The sequence below is a fragment of the Micromonospora sp. CA-244673 genome (assembly GCF_050948395.1).
Taxonomy (GTDB): domain Bacteria; phylum Actinomycetota; class Actinomycetes; order Mycobacteriales; family Micromonosporaceae; genus Micromonospora.
In genome coordinates, this window is sequence record NZ_CP192019.1 from 5,820,067 (window position 1) to 5,833,310 (window position 13,244).

Genomic DNA, 13,244 nt, shown 5'->3' on the forward strand with positions numbered 1-13,244 from the left:
ACGGCTCAGACCGCGTCGGTGAGCGCGGGCTGGGTGATCAGCCCGACGTTGTGTGCCCGCAGGTGCCAGCCCCGGACGTCGTCGTGACGCAGCTCGGTCCAGTGGCAGTTGGCCAGCGACCCGAGGCTGCGCAGCACCGTGTGGTCCCAGCCGAGCAGGTGGCCGACGCCCTGCCGGGCGCCGCCGCCGTGCGTGGTGACCACCACGGTGCCGCCGGCGGCCAGGTCGGCCGCCTCCTGGAACGCGGCGCCGAGCCGCCGGCCCAGGTCGTCGAGGCTTTCGATGCCCGCGCCGGGGTCGGGGTCGCCGGCCCGCCAGCGGGCGTACTCGTCGGGGAAGCGCTCGGCGACCTCGGTGAGGGCGAGGCCCTGCCACTGGCCGAAGTGCCGCTCGCGCAGCCGGGCGTCGGAGCGGACCGGCAGCCCGGTCAGCGCGGCGAGCGCGGCGGCGGTGTCGGCGGCCCGGCGCAGGTCACTGGCGACGATGGCGTCGGGGCGCAGCGCGGCCAGCACGGGGGCGGCCACCCGGGCCTGCTCCCGGCCGAGGTCGTTGAGCGGCACGTCGGTCTGCCCCTGCACCCGGCTGGCGGCGTTCCAGTCGGTGTTGCCGTGCCGCCAGATGATCAGTCGGGTCATTCCGCGGTGGCGGTGCCGGCTGCCGAGTCGGCGAGGTCCCGGTCCACGAACGGGATCTGCGGGCAGTCCTTCCAGAGCCGGTCGAGGGCGTAGAACTCGCGCTCCTCGGTGTGCTGCACGTGGACCACGATGTCGACGTAGTCGAGCAGCACCCAGCGGCCACCCCGCTCGCCCTCGCGGCGGACCGGCTTGGCCTTCTCCGGCAGCTCCAGCAGGCGCTCCTCGATGGCGTCGACGATGGCGAGCACCTGACGCTCGTTCGGAGCGGCGGCCAGCAGGAACGCGTCGGTGATCGCGAGCTGGTCGCCCACGTCGATGATGACGATGTCCTGCGCCTTCTTGTCGGCCGCGGCCTGGGCGGCGGCCATCGCCAGCTCGTGAGCGCGTTCGGAAACTGTCACCGTTCTCCTTCGATCAACCGTGCGACCCTCCAAGCCTCTCACACCCGGGCGGGCGACGACTTGTCAGTTCTGGTCGATTACGCGGACAAAGGCACACGTTCCGGGCGGATTCAGCGCTGGTAGAGCCGCCGTTTGGCGATGTACTGCACCACACCGTCGGGCACCAGGTACCAGACCGGCTCACCCCGGGCCACCCGCGCCCGGCAGTCGGTCGAGGAGATGGCCATGGCGGGGACCTGCACCAGGCTCACCGTGTCGGCGGGCAGGTGCTTGTCGGACAGCTCGAAGCCGGGCCGGGTCACCCCGATGAAGTGGGCCAGCTCGAACATCCGGTCCACTTCCTTCCAGGACAGGATGCGTTCGAGGGCGTCAGCGCCGGTGATGAAGAAGAGCTGCACCTTGGGGCCGTACTCGTCGTGCAGGTCCTGGAGGGTGTCGACCGTGTAGGTGGGGCCGCCCCGGTCGATGTCGACCCGGCTGACCTGGAAGCGGGGGTTCGACGCCGTGGCGATCACCGTCATGAGGTAGCGGTCCTCGGCCGAGCTGACCGGTTCGTCAGCCTTCTGCCAGGGCTGCCCGGTGGGAACGAAGACGACCTCGTCCAGGCCGAACCGGTCCGCCACCTCGCTGGCGGCCACCAGGTGCCCGTGGTGGATGGGGTCGAAGGTGCCGCCCATGATCCCGATTCGCCGGATGTCTTCCTCCACCCAGCGATCGTAGGCCGGGGCCCGCCGGCGGTCCGGCGGGGCCGCCGGGCGTCCCACGGACCGCGCCGGGCGGGGGTCACACCCCGCCCGGCGCGGTCACCGAGGTCAGGCGCCCGCAGCGGCCACCGCGGTCCGCGCGACCAGGGCGCGACGCAGGTCGTCGTCGAGGTCGACGACCCGCCGGCGCAGCCCCGGCGTGAGGTCGTCGCGGGCCAGCAGCGCCGCGGCCAGCTCCCGGGTGGTCTGCGCCACGGCGTAGCGGGGGAAGGCCAGGGTGGCGACCCGGTCCGCCGTCCAGGGGGTACGCAGCCGCGCGGCGGCCGGCATGTCGGCGAAGTAGCGCTCGACGTAGGCGGCGGTCAGCTCGGCCTGCTCCGGCTGCCAGAAGCCCTCGGCGGTCGCCTCCACGAGGCGGTTGGAGAGGTCGGTGTTGCGGGTGACGATCTCCCAGGCGGCCCGCTTGGCGTCGGCGTCGGGCAGCGCCCCGCGGCAGCTCGCGGCCCGCTCGGCCCCGGTGGCGCTGCGGTCGGTGGCCGCCTCGGCGGCGATCTCGGGCTCGCCGGCCGCACCGAGCACCACGAGGCGGTGCAGCAGCGCCCAGCGCAGGTCGGCGTCGACCGCCAGCCCGGCCGGCACGCCCTCGCCGGCCAGCCAGCCCGCGAGCAGCCCGGTATCGGTGGTGGCGCCGATCAGCCCCCGGGCCGCGGCGAGTTGCAGCGAGCCGCCGGCCGGGGCGCCGGCCAGCAGAGTGGCGCAGGCCCCGGCGACGCGGAGCAGGGCCGCGTCGCGGGCCAGCGGGTCCAGGTAGCGGTCGACCAGGTTGCGGCTGAGGCTGAGCACGTCCTCCGCGATGATCACCTCGGTCTCGGCCGGCAGCGCCGCCTCGATCAGCGCGACCACCGAGGTCACCGGCCGCTCGCCGTCGGTGGCCGCGTCCAGCGCCTCGCCCCAGAGCAGCGCCCGGGACAGCGGGTCGGCCAGCCCCGGGAGGACCATGGGCACCGCGTCCGCCGAGGCGGGGTCGAGCCGGATCTTGGCGAAGGTCAGGTCACCGGCGTTGGGCAGCAGCAGGCCGGTGGCGGGCTGCCCGACCAGCTCGGCCAGCACGGTGCGGCCCCGGTCGGCGGCCGGATCGAGGTCGACCTCGAAGCGGCGCACCGGGGCGTCGGGGGCGTGCCGGGCCACGCCGATGCGGTGCGGGCGCAGCACCGGGTGGGTCTCCGGCGCGGTCTGCACCACCGCCGCCTCGCTCCACCGGCCGTCGGCGTCGACCGCGGTCTCCATCCGCAACGTGTTGACCTGCGGGCGGCGCAACCAGCGCTCGGCCCAGTCGGCCAGGTCGCGCCCGCTGGCGGCGCTGAGGCTCTCCAGCAGGTCGGCGAGGGTGGCGTTGCCGAACCGGTGCTTGGCGAAGTGCGCGTTCAGGCCGGCCAGGAAGGGCTCGTCGCCCACCCAGGCCACCAGCTGGCGCAGCACGCTGGCGCCCTTGGCGTAGGAGATGCCGTCGAAGTTGAGCAGCGCCTGGGCGGCGTCGGCCACCTCCTCCGGGGCCACCGGGTGGGTGGAGGGGCGCTGGTCGGCCGCGTAGCCCCAGGCCTTGCGGCGCATGGCGAAGGTCGTCCACGCCCCGGTGAAGCGGGTGGCCTCGGCCGTGACCCGGGTGCCCAGGTATTCCGCGAAGGACTCGTTGAGCCAGAGGTCGTCCCACCAGCGCATGGTGACCAGGTCGCCGAACCACATGTGCGCCATCTCGTGCGCGATGGTGGTGGCCCGCAGCTCCCGCTGGCTGTCGGTCACGGCCGAGCGGAAGATGTAGTCGTCGCGCAGGGTCACCAGGCCCGGGTTCTCCATGGCGCCGGCGTTGAACTCGGGGACGAACGCCTGGTCGTACTTGCCGAACGGGTAGCGCTCGGCGAAGAGCTGGTGGAACCGGTCGAGGCACTGCTTCGTGACGGTGAAGATCTCGTCGGCGTCGGCGTCCAGGTGCGCGCCGAGGGACCTGCGGCAGTAGACGGCGAGCGGGATGCCGTCGTGCTCGTCCTGCCGGACGTGCCAGGGGCCGGCGATCAGCGTGACGAAGTACGTCGCCAGCGGCGCGGTGGGCGCGAACTCCCAGCGCCCCGGCGCCGGCCGGTCGGCGACCTGGCCGTTGGCGGCCACCGTCCACTCCGGCGGTGCGGTCACCGCGAGGGTCACCGGGGCCTTGAGGTCGGGCTGGTCGAACGCGGCGAAGATGCGCTGCACGTCGTCGAGAAAGGACATGGCGTAGAGGTAGGTCTCGCCGTCGGCCGGGTCGACGAAGCGGTGCATCCCCTCGCCGGTGTTCGAGTAGGCCATCTCGGCGCCGACCGTCAGCGTGTTGGTCGCGGCCAGCCCGGTCAGCGGCAGGCGGTTGTCGTCGAGCAGGGCCGGGTCGAGGTCCCGGTCGTTGAGGCGCGCCCCGAGCAGTCGCAGGGGTTTGACCTCGGCGAAGGTCTCGGTGCCGGGGGTCGCCCGGAACCGGATGGTGACGGTGGAGCGGAACCGCTCGGCGTCGCCGGTCAGGTCGAGGTCCACGTGGTAGGACTCGACGGTAATCGACGCGCCACGCGCGGTCGCCTCTACACGGGTCAGGCTCGGCATCCGCTTATCCTGCCCGATGGGGTCCGAGCGGGCTCCCCCGATACGCGTGGCGATGGAGGAACAACGATGGGTCAGCACCCCAAGGGCGATTTCGACCTGTCTCGGGCGGTCTGGCAGCGGGCCGAGGGCGACACGTCCGAGAGTGCGGTCGAGGTGGCCTTCGTCGGCGACCTGATCGGGATGCGGAACTCGGCCGAGCCGGACGGGCCGGTGCTGGTGTTCACCCAGGACGAGTGGGACGCCTTCGTGGCGGGCGCCCAGGACGGCGAGTTCGACCTGGACTGAGCCCCCGCGCTCAGTCACCGTCGCCCCAGCCGAGCCCGCCGGGGCCGGACGCGTGGTGGAAGCCCGGGTGACCCGCCACGTCCGCGCAGCGCTCGCCGTCGGGGCCGACCGCCCCGCAGAACAGCCGCTCGGCGCGGTGCCAGGCGTCGGCCGGGGAGAGCGCCGCCGCGCCGAGCGCCAACTCCGGGCGGAGCAGGCCGAGCGCCTCGGCGTACGCGACCGCCAACTCCCGCGCCGTGCCCGGGTCGGCCGCCTCGAAGCCGAGGTGCACGGTGAAGTGCCGGGGTGGCCGGGCCGTGGCACGCCGCGGCGGCCCGACCAGCGGCTCCTCCCGATCGCCGGGCCGCAGCCCGGTCACCGCCCGCCGGTGCCGCCGGTGGATTGCCCTGTTGTCCCGCATCCGTCCTCCCCCGTCGCCGGTGGTCGCCCCGCCGGGAGTCCCGCCGGCGGGTGCGGGGCCGGCCGCCGCCGGCCCCGTTCCGAAGCGAACCAGCTTTTCCGCGTCCTGGGAGGGGCCAGCGTGCGCGCTCGCCGCCGGCCCCCTCCACGGCGCTCCGCCGGCCGGACCCGGGCCCGGGCGGCGCGGCACGCGCCGATCGCGGGTCGTGGGGGCACGGATTCCCCGGTCACGAGGTCGCGGGCGAGGATTTGCGCACGCCGGCACGGGTAGGTAGCGCAGCGACCGCACAGGGCCGCCGAGCCGCGTCAGGAGCAGCCGATGAGCACCATCCCCAGCGACCGCAGCCCGGAGAGCACATTGGCGTTCCTCCGCGAGGGCTACCGGTTCGTGGGCACGCGGTGCGACCGGCTCGGCAGCGACATCTTCCAGACCCGGCTGCTGCTGGAACCGACGGTCTGCCTGCGGGGCCGCCCGGCGGCGGAGCTGTTCTACGACAACGAGCGCTTCGTCCGGCGCGGGGCCATGCCGATGCGCGGGCAGCGCACCCTGACCGGCGTGGGCGGCGTCCAGGGCCTCGACGGCGCCGAGCACCGGAACCGCAAGGCCATGTTCATGTCGATCATGACGCCGGCGGCGGTCCGCCACCTCGGGCAGCTCTTCGACGACGAGTGGCGGGCCCGGATCCCGGCCTGGGCGGAGTCCGGGCCGGTGGTGCTCTACGACGAGGTGGGCCGGATGCTGACCCGGGCGGTCTGGGCCTGGGCCGGGGTGCCGCTGGCCGACGCCGACGTGCCCCGCCGGACCGCCGAGATGCACGCGATGATCGAGGGACCGGCCGTGCTCGGTCCGGGGCACTGGCGGGGCCGGCTCGCCCGCCGCCGGGCCGAGCGGTGGGCCGGCGAGGTGATCGAGCGGGTGCGCTCCGGCACGCTGCCGGCGCCGGAGGGCAGCGCGCTGCGGGTCGTCGCCGAGCAGCGCGACGAGCGGGGCACCCCGCTGCCCCGCCGGATCGCCGCGGTGGAGCTGCTCAACGTGCTCCGCCCGACCGTCGCGGTGGACCGCTTCGTCGTCTTCGCGGCGCTGGCGCTGCACGACCACCCGCACTGGTGCGACCGGGTCCGCGACGACGAGGCGGCCGCCGAGAGCTTCGTGCAGGAGGTACGCCGGTACTACCCGTTCTTCCCGGTCGCCGCGGCCCGCGTCCGGCGCTCGTTCGAGTGGCAGGGGTACACCTTCCCGCAGGGCCGGCGGGTGCTGCTCGACCTCTACGGCACCAACCACCACCCGCGGCTCTGGCCGGAGCCGGAGCGGTTCCGGCCGGAGCGGTTCGACGGCTGGCGGGATGACCCGTTCCGGCTGATCCCGCAGGGCGGCGGCGACCACCTCACCGGCCACCGGTGCGCCGGCGAGTGGATCACGATCGAGCTGATGAAGCGGGCGGTCGGCAACCTCACCGGCGCGATGAGCTACCGGCTGCCGCCGCAGGACCTGGCCCTGGACCTCGGGCGGATGCCCGCCCTGCCACCCAGCGGTCTGGTCCTCGACGGCGTCCGCCGTACCGCCTGATCAGCGCGTCACGACGCCACCACGAGCGCCTGCGGGGCGGCCTGCTTCATCCGGGTGCGCAGCCACTTGAGCTGGATCGCGGTCTCCTGCTCGCAGGCCCGCACCACCCCGAGCAGGTCCTCGTCCCGGGCCCCGTACGCGGCCTGCCCGACGACGGTCCAGCAGATGTCGCACTCGGCGGCCATGAGGTAGAGGTCCTGGAGGTCGCGGAGCAGCCCGATCGGCCCGGTACGCGTGCCGGCGAACAGCTCGGAGTGCAGCCGGTCCGGCTCGGCCGGGGCCTCCTCGGCGTACCGGCGGGCGAAGGGGGCCAGCTTCTCCGCGTGGGCACGGCACTGGGTGGCCAGCTTCTCGCAGGTGTGGAAGACGTCCGGCTCGTCCCCGTGCGCCTCGCCCACCTCGGTGAACGCGTCCCCGAGCCGTTCCTGGGCCTTGTGCAGCAGGCCCAGATAGTGCGCCAGGTGCATGTCACTCCCCCCTCGACGACGCCTCGGCGGCGGGCCCGCCGACCGTGGCCGGGATCCCCGAACCCTCCGGCGGGGCGGAGCCGCCCACCGTGGGGGCGGGCGAGGGCCAGCCGCCCGAGTCGGCCTCCTTCACCACCCGCACCGCCGCCACCTTGAAGATCGGCTGCTTGGAGACCGGGTCCCACGCGGTGATGGTCAGCTCGTTGGCCGCCCGGTCGTGGCGCCCCGCACCCGGTGCGGCACCGTCGGCCGCGTCCCAGTAGCCGTAGTGGAAGGGGAGGAAGACCACGCCGGGGCGTACCCCGCAGATGCGGGCCCGGGCGCGGACGACGCCGCGCGGCGACTCGATCCGGACCAGGTCCCCCTCGCCGACGCCGAGCCCTTCGGCGTCGGCCGGGTTGAGCTCCACCCACGACTCGGGGGCGGCGTGCACGAGCTGGGTGGCCCGGCCGGTCTTGGTCCGGGTGTGGAACTGGTAGACGGTCCGCCCGGTGGTCAGCAGCAGCGGGAAGTCCCCGCTCGGCACCTCCGGCGACGGCTGGTACGGGGTGGCGTGCAGGAACGCCCGCCCGGCGGGCTGCTTGGCCCGGTACTCCTCCGGCAGCAGCTCGGCGCCGGTGGCGAGGTCGTGGCCGTACGACTCGCAGTAGTCCGGGTCGGTGTTGAACACCCCGTCGGTGTAGAGCCGCTCGGTGCCGTCCGGGTGCTCGTCGGTGCACGGCCACTGGACACCGCCGGTGCGCAGCTTGTCGTAGGTCATCGCCGTGTAGTCGCAGGGCCGACCGCGGGAGCACTCCTTCCAGGCCTCGAAGACCTCCTCCGGCCCGGTCCAGGTGATCAGCGGGTTGCCGTCGGCATCGCGGAAGTCCATCCGGCGCGCGTAGTCGAGGAAGATGTCCAGGTCGGGGCGGGCCTCGCCGGGCGGCTCGACGGCCTTGTCGGAGATGTGCACGGTCCGGTCGACGCTGGTGAACGTGCCGGTCTTCTCGCCCCAGGTGGCCGCCGGCAGCACCACGTCGGCCAGCTCGGCGGTCTCGGTCAGGAAGAGGTCCTGCACCACCACGAACAGCTCCGGGTTGGCCAGGATCCGGCGGATGCGGGCCAGGTCGGGCAGGGAGACCGCCGGGTTGGTGGCCGAAATCCACAGCAGCTTGATCGAGCCCTGCTCGGCGTACCGGAAGATCTGCATGGCGTGCGTCGGCGGCGCCCAGTGCGGAATCTTGTCGACCTCGACGTTCCACAGCCGGGCCAGCTCGGCGATGTGCTCCTCGTTGGCCCAGTTGCGCAGGCCGGGCAGGTCGCCGTCGGCGCCGCACTCGCGGTTGTTCTGCGCGGTGGGCTGGCCGTTCATCTGATAGAGCCCGGCGCCGGGCCGCCCGAGCATGCCCCGGATCAGGTGCAGGTTGTTCACCTGGCAGGAGGCCGCGGTGGCCTGGTTGGACTGGTAGAAGCCCTGGAGGACGGTGGAGAGCAGCCGCTCCGACCGCCCGAGCAGTTCGGCGGCGCGCTCGATGTCCGCGGCCCGCAGGTCGCAGATGTCGGCGACCTTCGCGACCGGGTAGTCCTCCACCACCTGGCACAGCTCCTCGAAGCCGAGCGTGTGCTCCCGGACGTACGCTTCGTCGTACCAGCCGCGGTGGATCACCTCGCGGAGCAGGCCGTTGAGCAGCGCCTGGTTGGTGCCGTTGCGCAGCGCCAGGTGCACGTCGGCCTCCCGGGCCACCGGGGTGGCGCGCGGGTCGACCGCGAGCATGGCCGGCGGGTTCGGACCGCGCCGCCGGTCCAGCATCCGCATCCAGAGCACGGTCTGGGTCTCCGCGACGTTGTGTCCCCACAGCGCGATGGCGTCGCAGTGGTCCACATCGGTGTACGACCCGGGCTGCCCGTCGGTGCCGAAGGACGCCTTGAGCGCCGCCGCGGCGGTGGCGGTGCAGAGCCGGGTGTTGCCGTCCATGTGCGGGGTGCCGATCCCGGCCTTCCCGATCACGCTGAGCGTGTAGTACTCCTCCAGGAAGAGCTGCCCGCTGGTGTAGAAGCCGAAGTGCCCCCAGCCCCCCGGGCCGTCCAGCAGCTCCTTCGACCGGGCCACGATCCGGCCCATCGCGGTGTCCCAGTCCGTCTCGACCAGCCGGTCCCCCTCCCGGACCAGCGGCCGGCGCAGCCGGTCCGCGCTGTGGTTGGCCTGCCAGCCGTAGAGGTCCTTCGGGTCGACCCGGCCGTGGTTGATCCGATCGCCGGAGCGGCCGCGGACACCGACGATCCGGTCGTCCATGACGGCGATGTCCATGGCGTCGCCGTTCGAGTGCAGGATGGAGGCGCTGGGCACCCAGCGCCGCACGTCGGCCTCGGTGTGCCCGTCGGCCAGGAAGGTGTCCACCCGCACCGGCCAGCGCTCCCCCGGCCCGTACGGCGTGCGCGGCCCCCAGGGGTCGGCGATCCGGTCCACCACGGCTCATCCCTCCTTCGGCGCCGCCCACAGCGGCATCGACCGGCCGGTCGCCCGGTTGACCAGCAGGTCCACCGCGGTCACCAGCAGCACGGCGGCGAACGCCACGACGAGTTGGACCGGGGTGTGCAACAGCCCGAGACTCACGATCAGTGTGGTCGCGCCGGCCGGTGGATGCGCGGCCTTCAGCAGCACCAGCACCGCGGCGGTGACGGCGAGCGAGCCGGCCGTGGCCACGATCCGCGCCCCGGACACCCCCTCCTGGAGGGCGGACGGGTGGTCGGCCAGCCCGGTGACCACCAGGAGGGCGTACCCGGCGAGCAGCGCCACCAGGTGCCCGATCACGGTGTTGCGCGGCGAGGACTCCGGCTTGCCGGGCTGCTCGATGTGCAGCATGATCGCCGGTCCGAGGCTCGGGAACAGCCACGGCTGCCGGGTCAGCAGGGCCACCGCGCCGGCCACCACCACGGCGACCGCGCTGCCGGCGAAGGCCCGCGCGGCGGGCCGGGACGGCGTCTCATCGATCTCGGCGGGCATGTGGTTGCTGTACCCCGCCGTGAAACTTCGAATCGACGCGCGTCCCGGCCGTTGCGCGTCCGGTCAGGCCGGCTGCGGGTGCAGCACGGTCCGCAGGCAGCCGTCCTTCTTCTTCTGGAAGATCTCGTAGCCCCGGGCCCCCTCCTCGAGCGACATCGGGTGGGTGGCCAGGTAGGCCGGGTCGATCTCGCCGATCGCGACCCGGTCCAGCAGCATCGGGATGTAGCGCTGGGCGTGCATCTGCCCCATCCGCAGCACGAGCGCCTTGTTCATGGCCGCGCCGAGCGGGAACTTGTCCACCAGGCCGCCGTACACCCCCACGATGCTCACCGTGCCGCCCTTGCGGCACGCCATGATCGCCTGCCGGATCGAGGTGGGCCGGTCGCTCTGCAGCCGGGCGCTCTGCTTCGCCTTGTCGTACGCGTAGACCGGCCCGACGTCGTGGGCCTCCATGCCGACCGCCTCGATGCAGGCGTCCGGCCCGCGCCCGGCGGTCAGCTCGCGCAGCGCCTCCAGCACGTCGGTCTCCGCGTAGTTGATCGTCTCGACGCCGAGCCGCTGCGTGGCCGTGGCCAGCCGCTCCGGCAGCCGGTCGATGACGATCACCCGCTCGGCGCCGAGGATCTGCGCGGACCGGGCGGCCATCTGACCCACCCCGCCGGCGCCCCACACGGCCACCACCTCGCCGCCCTTGAGGCCGCAGAAGTCGGCCGCCATCCAGCCGGTCGGCATGGCGTCGGAGGCGAACACCACCGAGTCGTCCGGCACCCCGTCCGGCACGGTGAACGCGCCGACGTCGCCGAACGGCACCCGGATGTACTCGGCGTGGCTGCCCGAGTAGCCGCCGGCCGCGTGCGAGTAGCCGAGGATGCCGGCCGGCGAATGGCCCCAGAGCTTCTCGGTGAAGACCGGCTGCGGGTTCGAGTTGTCGCAGAGCGAGTACTGCTCGGTGCGGCAGTACCAGCAGCCGCCGCAGGCCACCACGGAGCCGACCACCACCCGGTCACCGACCTTGGTCCGCCGCACGTCGGGGCCGGTCTCCACCACCTCGCCCATGAACTCGTGGCCGAGGATGTCACCCTCGCGCATCGCCGGCAGGTACCCGTTGATCAGGTGCAGGTCGGAGCCGCACACGCTGCTGGCCCGCACCTTGACGATGATGTCGCCGCCGGACCGGATGGTCGGCTCCGGCACGTCGCGCACGGCCAGCTTGCCGACGCCCTCCCAGCACAGCGCCCTCACGGCCGGCCTCCCGCCATCAGCTTCTCGCGGACCCGGTCGGTCGCCTGCTCCTGCTTCGGGCTGCGCCCCGACGGGTCGTGCCGGGTGTCCAGCACCTGGCCGGTCTCGATGAGGGACTTGATCCGGCGCAGGCCGCTGCGCAGCGCGACATCCGGGTCGTCCCCGCCCGTCAGGCCGAGCGCCCGGCGTACCGGGCCGGACCGCCAGCGCATCTCGGCACGGATCTCGGTGCCCCGGTCCTGCGGCGCGGGCACCAGCTCGACCCGCCCCTCCTGGGCCACCGGTCCCTCGGTGACCCGCCAGCTCAGCCGGCCCGGGCCGGCCACGGTGATCTCGGCCCGCCATTCGGTGCCGCCGCCGGCCGGGTCCCTCGCCACGCAGCTCCAACGGTTGTCGTCGAGCTGCTCCAGCGTCGCCCACTCGGCGAGACCCCGGTCCAGCCGTTCCCGGTCGGTCCAGAAGCCGATCACCGCCTCCAGCGGCCGGTCCACGGTGATTCCGCGGTGGACGACGTACCAGCCGTCCGCCCGGTCGGGTTGATGCCGGCGCCGGCGGCGGGCCACCACCCGGCCGACCCCGAGCGCGGTCACCGTGGCCGCGCCGGCCAGTGCCCACCTCGTCGCGTTGCTGCTGCTCATCACGTCTCCTCCGCCGGGGCGCCTCGGACCGCCCGCATCCCGGTGCGCTACCCGGCCCGGCGGCGTCGAAACGGCGAAACGGTTTGATCACCGAAATTTCGGGCACGCTGCCGTCCCTGCCGACCGAGAGGGGCGCACCCGTGGTCATCGACCCCCGCCAGTCCGGCCGGCACCGTCCGGCCGGCGGCATCCAGGAGGCGCCCGCCCGCCTCGACCCCGGCGCGGCGTCCACGCCGGACCGGCTGCCGCTGGCGTACGTCCTGCCGCTGCGGGCGGACTCCGACAGCGGCGGCGGGCTGACCGGGTACCTGCGCGAGCTGAGCCGGTGGGTGGACGTCATCGTGGTCGACGGGTCGCCGCCCGAGCTGTTCGCCCGGCACGCCGCCGCGTGGCGGGGCCTGGTCCGGCACGTCCCGCCCGATCCCGCGCTGCGCGGTCGCAACCCCACGGCGCTCGGCGTGCTGACCGGCGTCGCCCTGGCCCGTCACGAGCACGTGGTGATCGCCGGCGACGACGTCCGCTACGACCTCGCGGGGCTGCGCGCCGTGCACGGGCTGCTCGACCGGGTGGACCTGGTCCGGCCGCAGCACCACGTCGACCCGCTGCCCTGGCACGCCTGGCGGGACACCGGCGGGACGCTGCTGCGCCGGGCGCTCGGCGGCGACCGGCCGGGCACCCTCGCGGTGCGCCGGAGCACCTTCCTGGCCATGGGCGGCTACGACCCGGACGTGCTCGCCGGGAACCTGGAGCTGGTCCGGACGGTCCGCGCGTACGGGGGTGCCACGCGTACCCCCGCCTGGCTGTACGTCCGCCGGCTCCCGCCGGCCGCCGCGCGCCGCCAGGCGTACGACGAGGTGGCCCGGCCGGGATGGCTGCCGGCCGCGCTGGCGGTGCTGCCGGCCGCGGCGGCCGCGCTCGCCGCCCGCCGGCCGGGGCTGCTGCTGCGGGCCGGGGTGGCGACGGTGGCCGTGGCGGAGCTGGGCCGGCGACGGGCCGGCGGCGCCCGCGTCTTCCCGGCGCACACCTCGCTCGCGGCGCCGCTCTGGCTGCTGGAACGCGGGGTCGGCGCCTGGCTCGCCGTGGGCCGGCGGCTGCGCGGCGGCGCGCCCGGCCCCGACGCCGGTCAGGCCGCGCACTCCATCCGGGCGCTGCGCCGGCGGCTCGCCGAGCGCCGCCCCGACGACCTGGTGCTCTGGGTGGAGACCGGCGCCGCGCCGGCCCCGGCCCGGTCGGACCGGCTGCCGGGCTGAACCGGCGACGACCCCGCACACGACAGCTCGCGGCCACTCCCCGGCGTG

At 74.4% G+C, this 13,244-nt stretch carries 13 protein-coding genes; 3 read left to right on the forward strand and 10 right to left on the reverse strand.

The genetic code is table 11. The features are described from left to right. Window positions 1–5: 5 nt before the first annotated feature. The 4 genes from ACQP12_RS26620 to pepN all read right to left on the reverse strand — a co-directional run bounded on the left by ACQP12_RS26620 (window position 6) and on the right by pepN (window position 4,365). On the reverse strand, window positions 6–635 hold the full coding sequence (locus tag ACQP12_RS26620) for a histidine phosphatase family protein (RefSeq protein WP_357950500.1): 630 nt from the start codon (window positions 633–635) through the stop codon (window positions 6–8). After that, the gene (gene rsfS / locus ACQP12_RS26625; protein ID WP_030503099.1) at window positions 632–1,036 is read right to left on the reverse strand and encodes a ribosome silencing factor; all 405 of its coding nucleotides are present in this window, start codon (window positions 1,034–1,036) and stop codon (window positions 632–634) included. Before rsfS ends, ACQP12_RS26620 begins: the two co-directional genes overlap by 4 nt. A 110-nt stretch (window positions 1,037–1,146) precedes the next feature. Then, on the reverse strand, window positions 1,147–1,743 hold the full coding sequence (nadD, locus tag ACQP12_RS26630; RefSeq protein ID WP_154228203.1) for a nicotinate-nucleotide adenylyltransferase: 597 nt from the start codon (window positions 1,741–1,743) through the stop codon (window positions 1,147–1,149). Window positions 1,744–1,848: 105 nt separating this feature from the next. Beyond that, a complete protein-coding gene (gene pepN / locus ACQP12_RS26635; RefSeq protein ID WP_433282890.1) occupies window positions 1,849–4,365 on the reverse strand; it encodes an aminopeptidase N in 2,517 nt (838 codons plus the stop codon). Window positions 4,366–4,431: 66 nt separating this feature from the next. On the opposite strand from pepN, the gene ACQP12_RS26640 reads away from it, so the two are divergent. After that, the gene (locus ACQP12_RS26640) at window positions 4,432–4,650 is read left to right on the forward strand and encodes a DUF397 domain-containing protein (RefSeq protein WP_357950510.1); all 219 of its coding nucleotides are present in this window, start codon (window positions 4,432–4,434) and stop codon (window positions 4,648–4,650) included. A gap of 10 nt (window positions 4,651–4,660) precedes the next feature. Here ACQP12_RS26640 and ACQP12_RS26645 read toward each other — a convergent pair whose 3' ends face one another. After that, window positions 4,661–5,050: a hypothetical protein gene (locus tag ACQP12_RS26645; RefSeq protein ID WP_433282893.1), complete on the reverse strand. Its 390-nt coding sequence runs from the start codon at window positions 5,048–5,050 to the stop codon at window positions 4,661–4,663. 318 nt (window positions 5,051–5,368) lie between these two features. On the opposite strand from ACQP12_RS26645, the gene ACQP12_RS26650 reads away from it, so the two are divergent. Continuing rightward, a complete protein-coding gene (locus ACQP12_RS26650) occupies window positions 5,369–6,616 on the forward strand; it encodes a cytochrome P450 (protein WP_433282895.1) in 1,248 nt (415 codons plus the stop codon). An 8-nt stretch (window positions 6,617–6,624) separates the two neighbouring features. Here the strand turns inward: ACQP12_RS26650 and ACQP12_RS26655 are convergent, their stop codons facing one another. From ACQP12_RS26655 to ACQP12_RS26675, 5 genes are all read right to left on the reverse strand, one after another. Continuing rightward, the gene (locus tag ACQP12_RS26655; protein ID WP_357950517.1) at window positions 6,625–7,083 is read right to left on the reverse strand and encodes a hypothetical protein; all 459 of its coding nucleotides are present in this window, start codon (window positions 7,081–7,083) and stop codon (window positions 6,625–6,627) included. Between the two features lies 1 nt (window position 7,084). Then, window positions 7,085–9,532, reverse strand: a complete 2,448-nt coding sequence (locus ACQP12_RS26660; RefSeq protein ID WP_433282899.1) for a molybdopterin oxidoreductase family protein — start codon at window positions 9,530–9,532, stop codon at window positions 7,085–7,087. Window positions 9,533–9,535: 3 nt separating this feature from the next. Then, on the reverse strand, window positions 9,536–10,066 hold the full coding sequence (locus ACQP12_RS26665) for an HPP family protein (protein ID WP_433282901.1): 531 nt from the start codon (window positions 10,064–10,066) through the stop codon (window positions 9,536–9,538). 63 nt (window positions 10,067–10,129) lie between these two features. Continuing rightward, window positions 10,130–11,308, reverse strand: a complete 1,179-nt coding sequence (locus ACQP12_RS26670; RefSeq protein WP_433282903.1) for a zinc-dependent alcohol dehydrogenase — start codon at window positions 11,306–11,308, stop codon at window positions 10,130–10,132. Further along, entirely contained in the window at window positions 11,305–11,946 is a 642-nt protein-coding gene (locus ACQP12_RS26675; protein WP_357950527.1) for an SRPBCC family protein, read from the reverse strand. The genes ACQP12_RS26670 and ACQP12_RS26675 overlap by 4 nt, the downstream gene beginning before the upstream one ends. A gap of 140 nt (window positions 11,947–12,086) precedes the next feature. On the opposite strand from ACQP12_RS26675, the gene ACQP12_RS26680 reads away from it, so the two are divergent. Beyond that, entirely contained in the window at window positions 12,087–13,196 is a 1,110-nt protein-coding gene (locus ACQP12_RS26680; RefSeq protein WP_433282905.1) for a glycosyltransferase, read from the forward strand. The last annotated feature ends 48 nt before the right edge of the window (window positions 13,197–13,244 follow it).

Bases quoted from the DNA above. Each gene is read 5' to 3' on its own strand.
- ACQP12_RS26620 (WP_357950500.1), bottom strand. From the start codon at position 635: ATGACCCGACTGATCATCTGGCGGCACGGCAACACCGACTGGAACGCC.
- pepN (WP_433282890.1), bottom strand. From the start codon at position 4,365: ATGCCGAGCCTGACCCGTGTAGAGGCGACCGCGCGTGGCGCGTCGATT.
- ACQP12_RS26640 (WP_357950510.1), top strand. From the start codon at position 4,432: ATGGGTCAGCACCCCAAGGGCGATTTCGACCTGTCTCGGGCGGTCTGG.
- ACQP12_RS26645 (WP_433282893.1), bottom strand. From the start codon at position 5,050: ATGCGGGACAACAGGGCAATCCACCGGCGGCACCGGCGGGCGGTGACC.
- ACQP12_RS26650 (WP_433282895.1), top strand. From the start codon at position 5,369: ATGAGCACCATCCCCAGCGACCGCAGCCCGGAGAGCACATTGGCGTTC.
- ACQP12_RS26655 (WP_357950517.1), bottom strand. From the start codon at position 7,083: ATGCACCTGGCGCACTATCTGGGCCTGCTGCACAAGGCCCAGGAACGG.
- ACQP12_RS26665 (WP_433282901.1), bottom strand. From the start codon at position 10,066: ATGCCCGCCGAGATCGATGAGACGCCGTCCCGGCCCGCCGCGCGGGCC.
- ACQP12_RS26675 (WP_357950527.1), bottom strand. From the start codon at position 11,946: ATGAGCAGCAGCAACGCGACGAGGTGGGCACTGGCCGGCGCGGCCACG.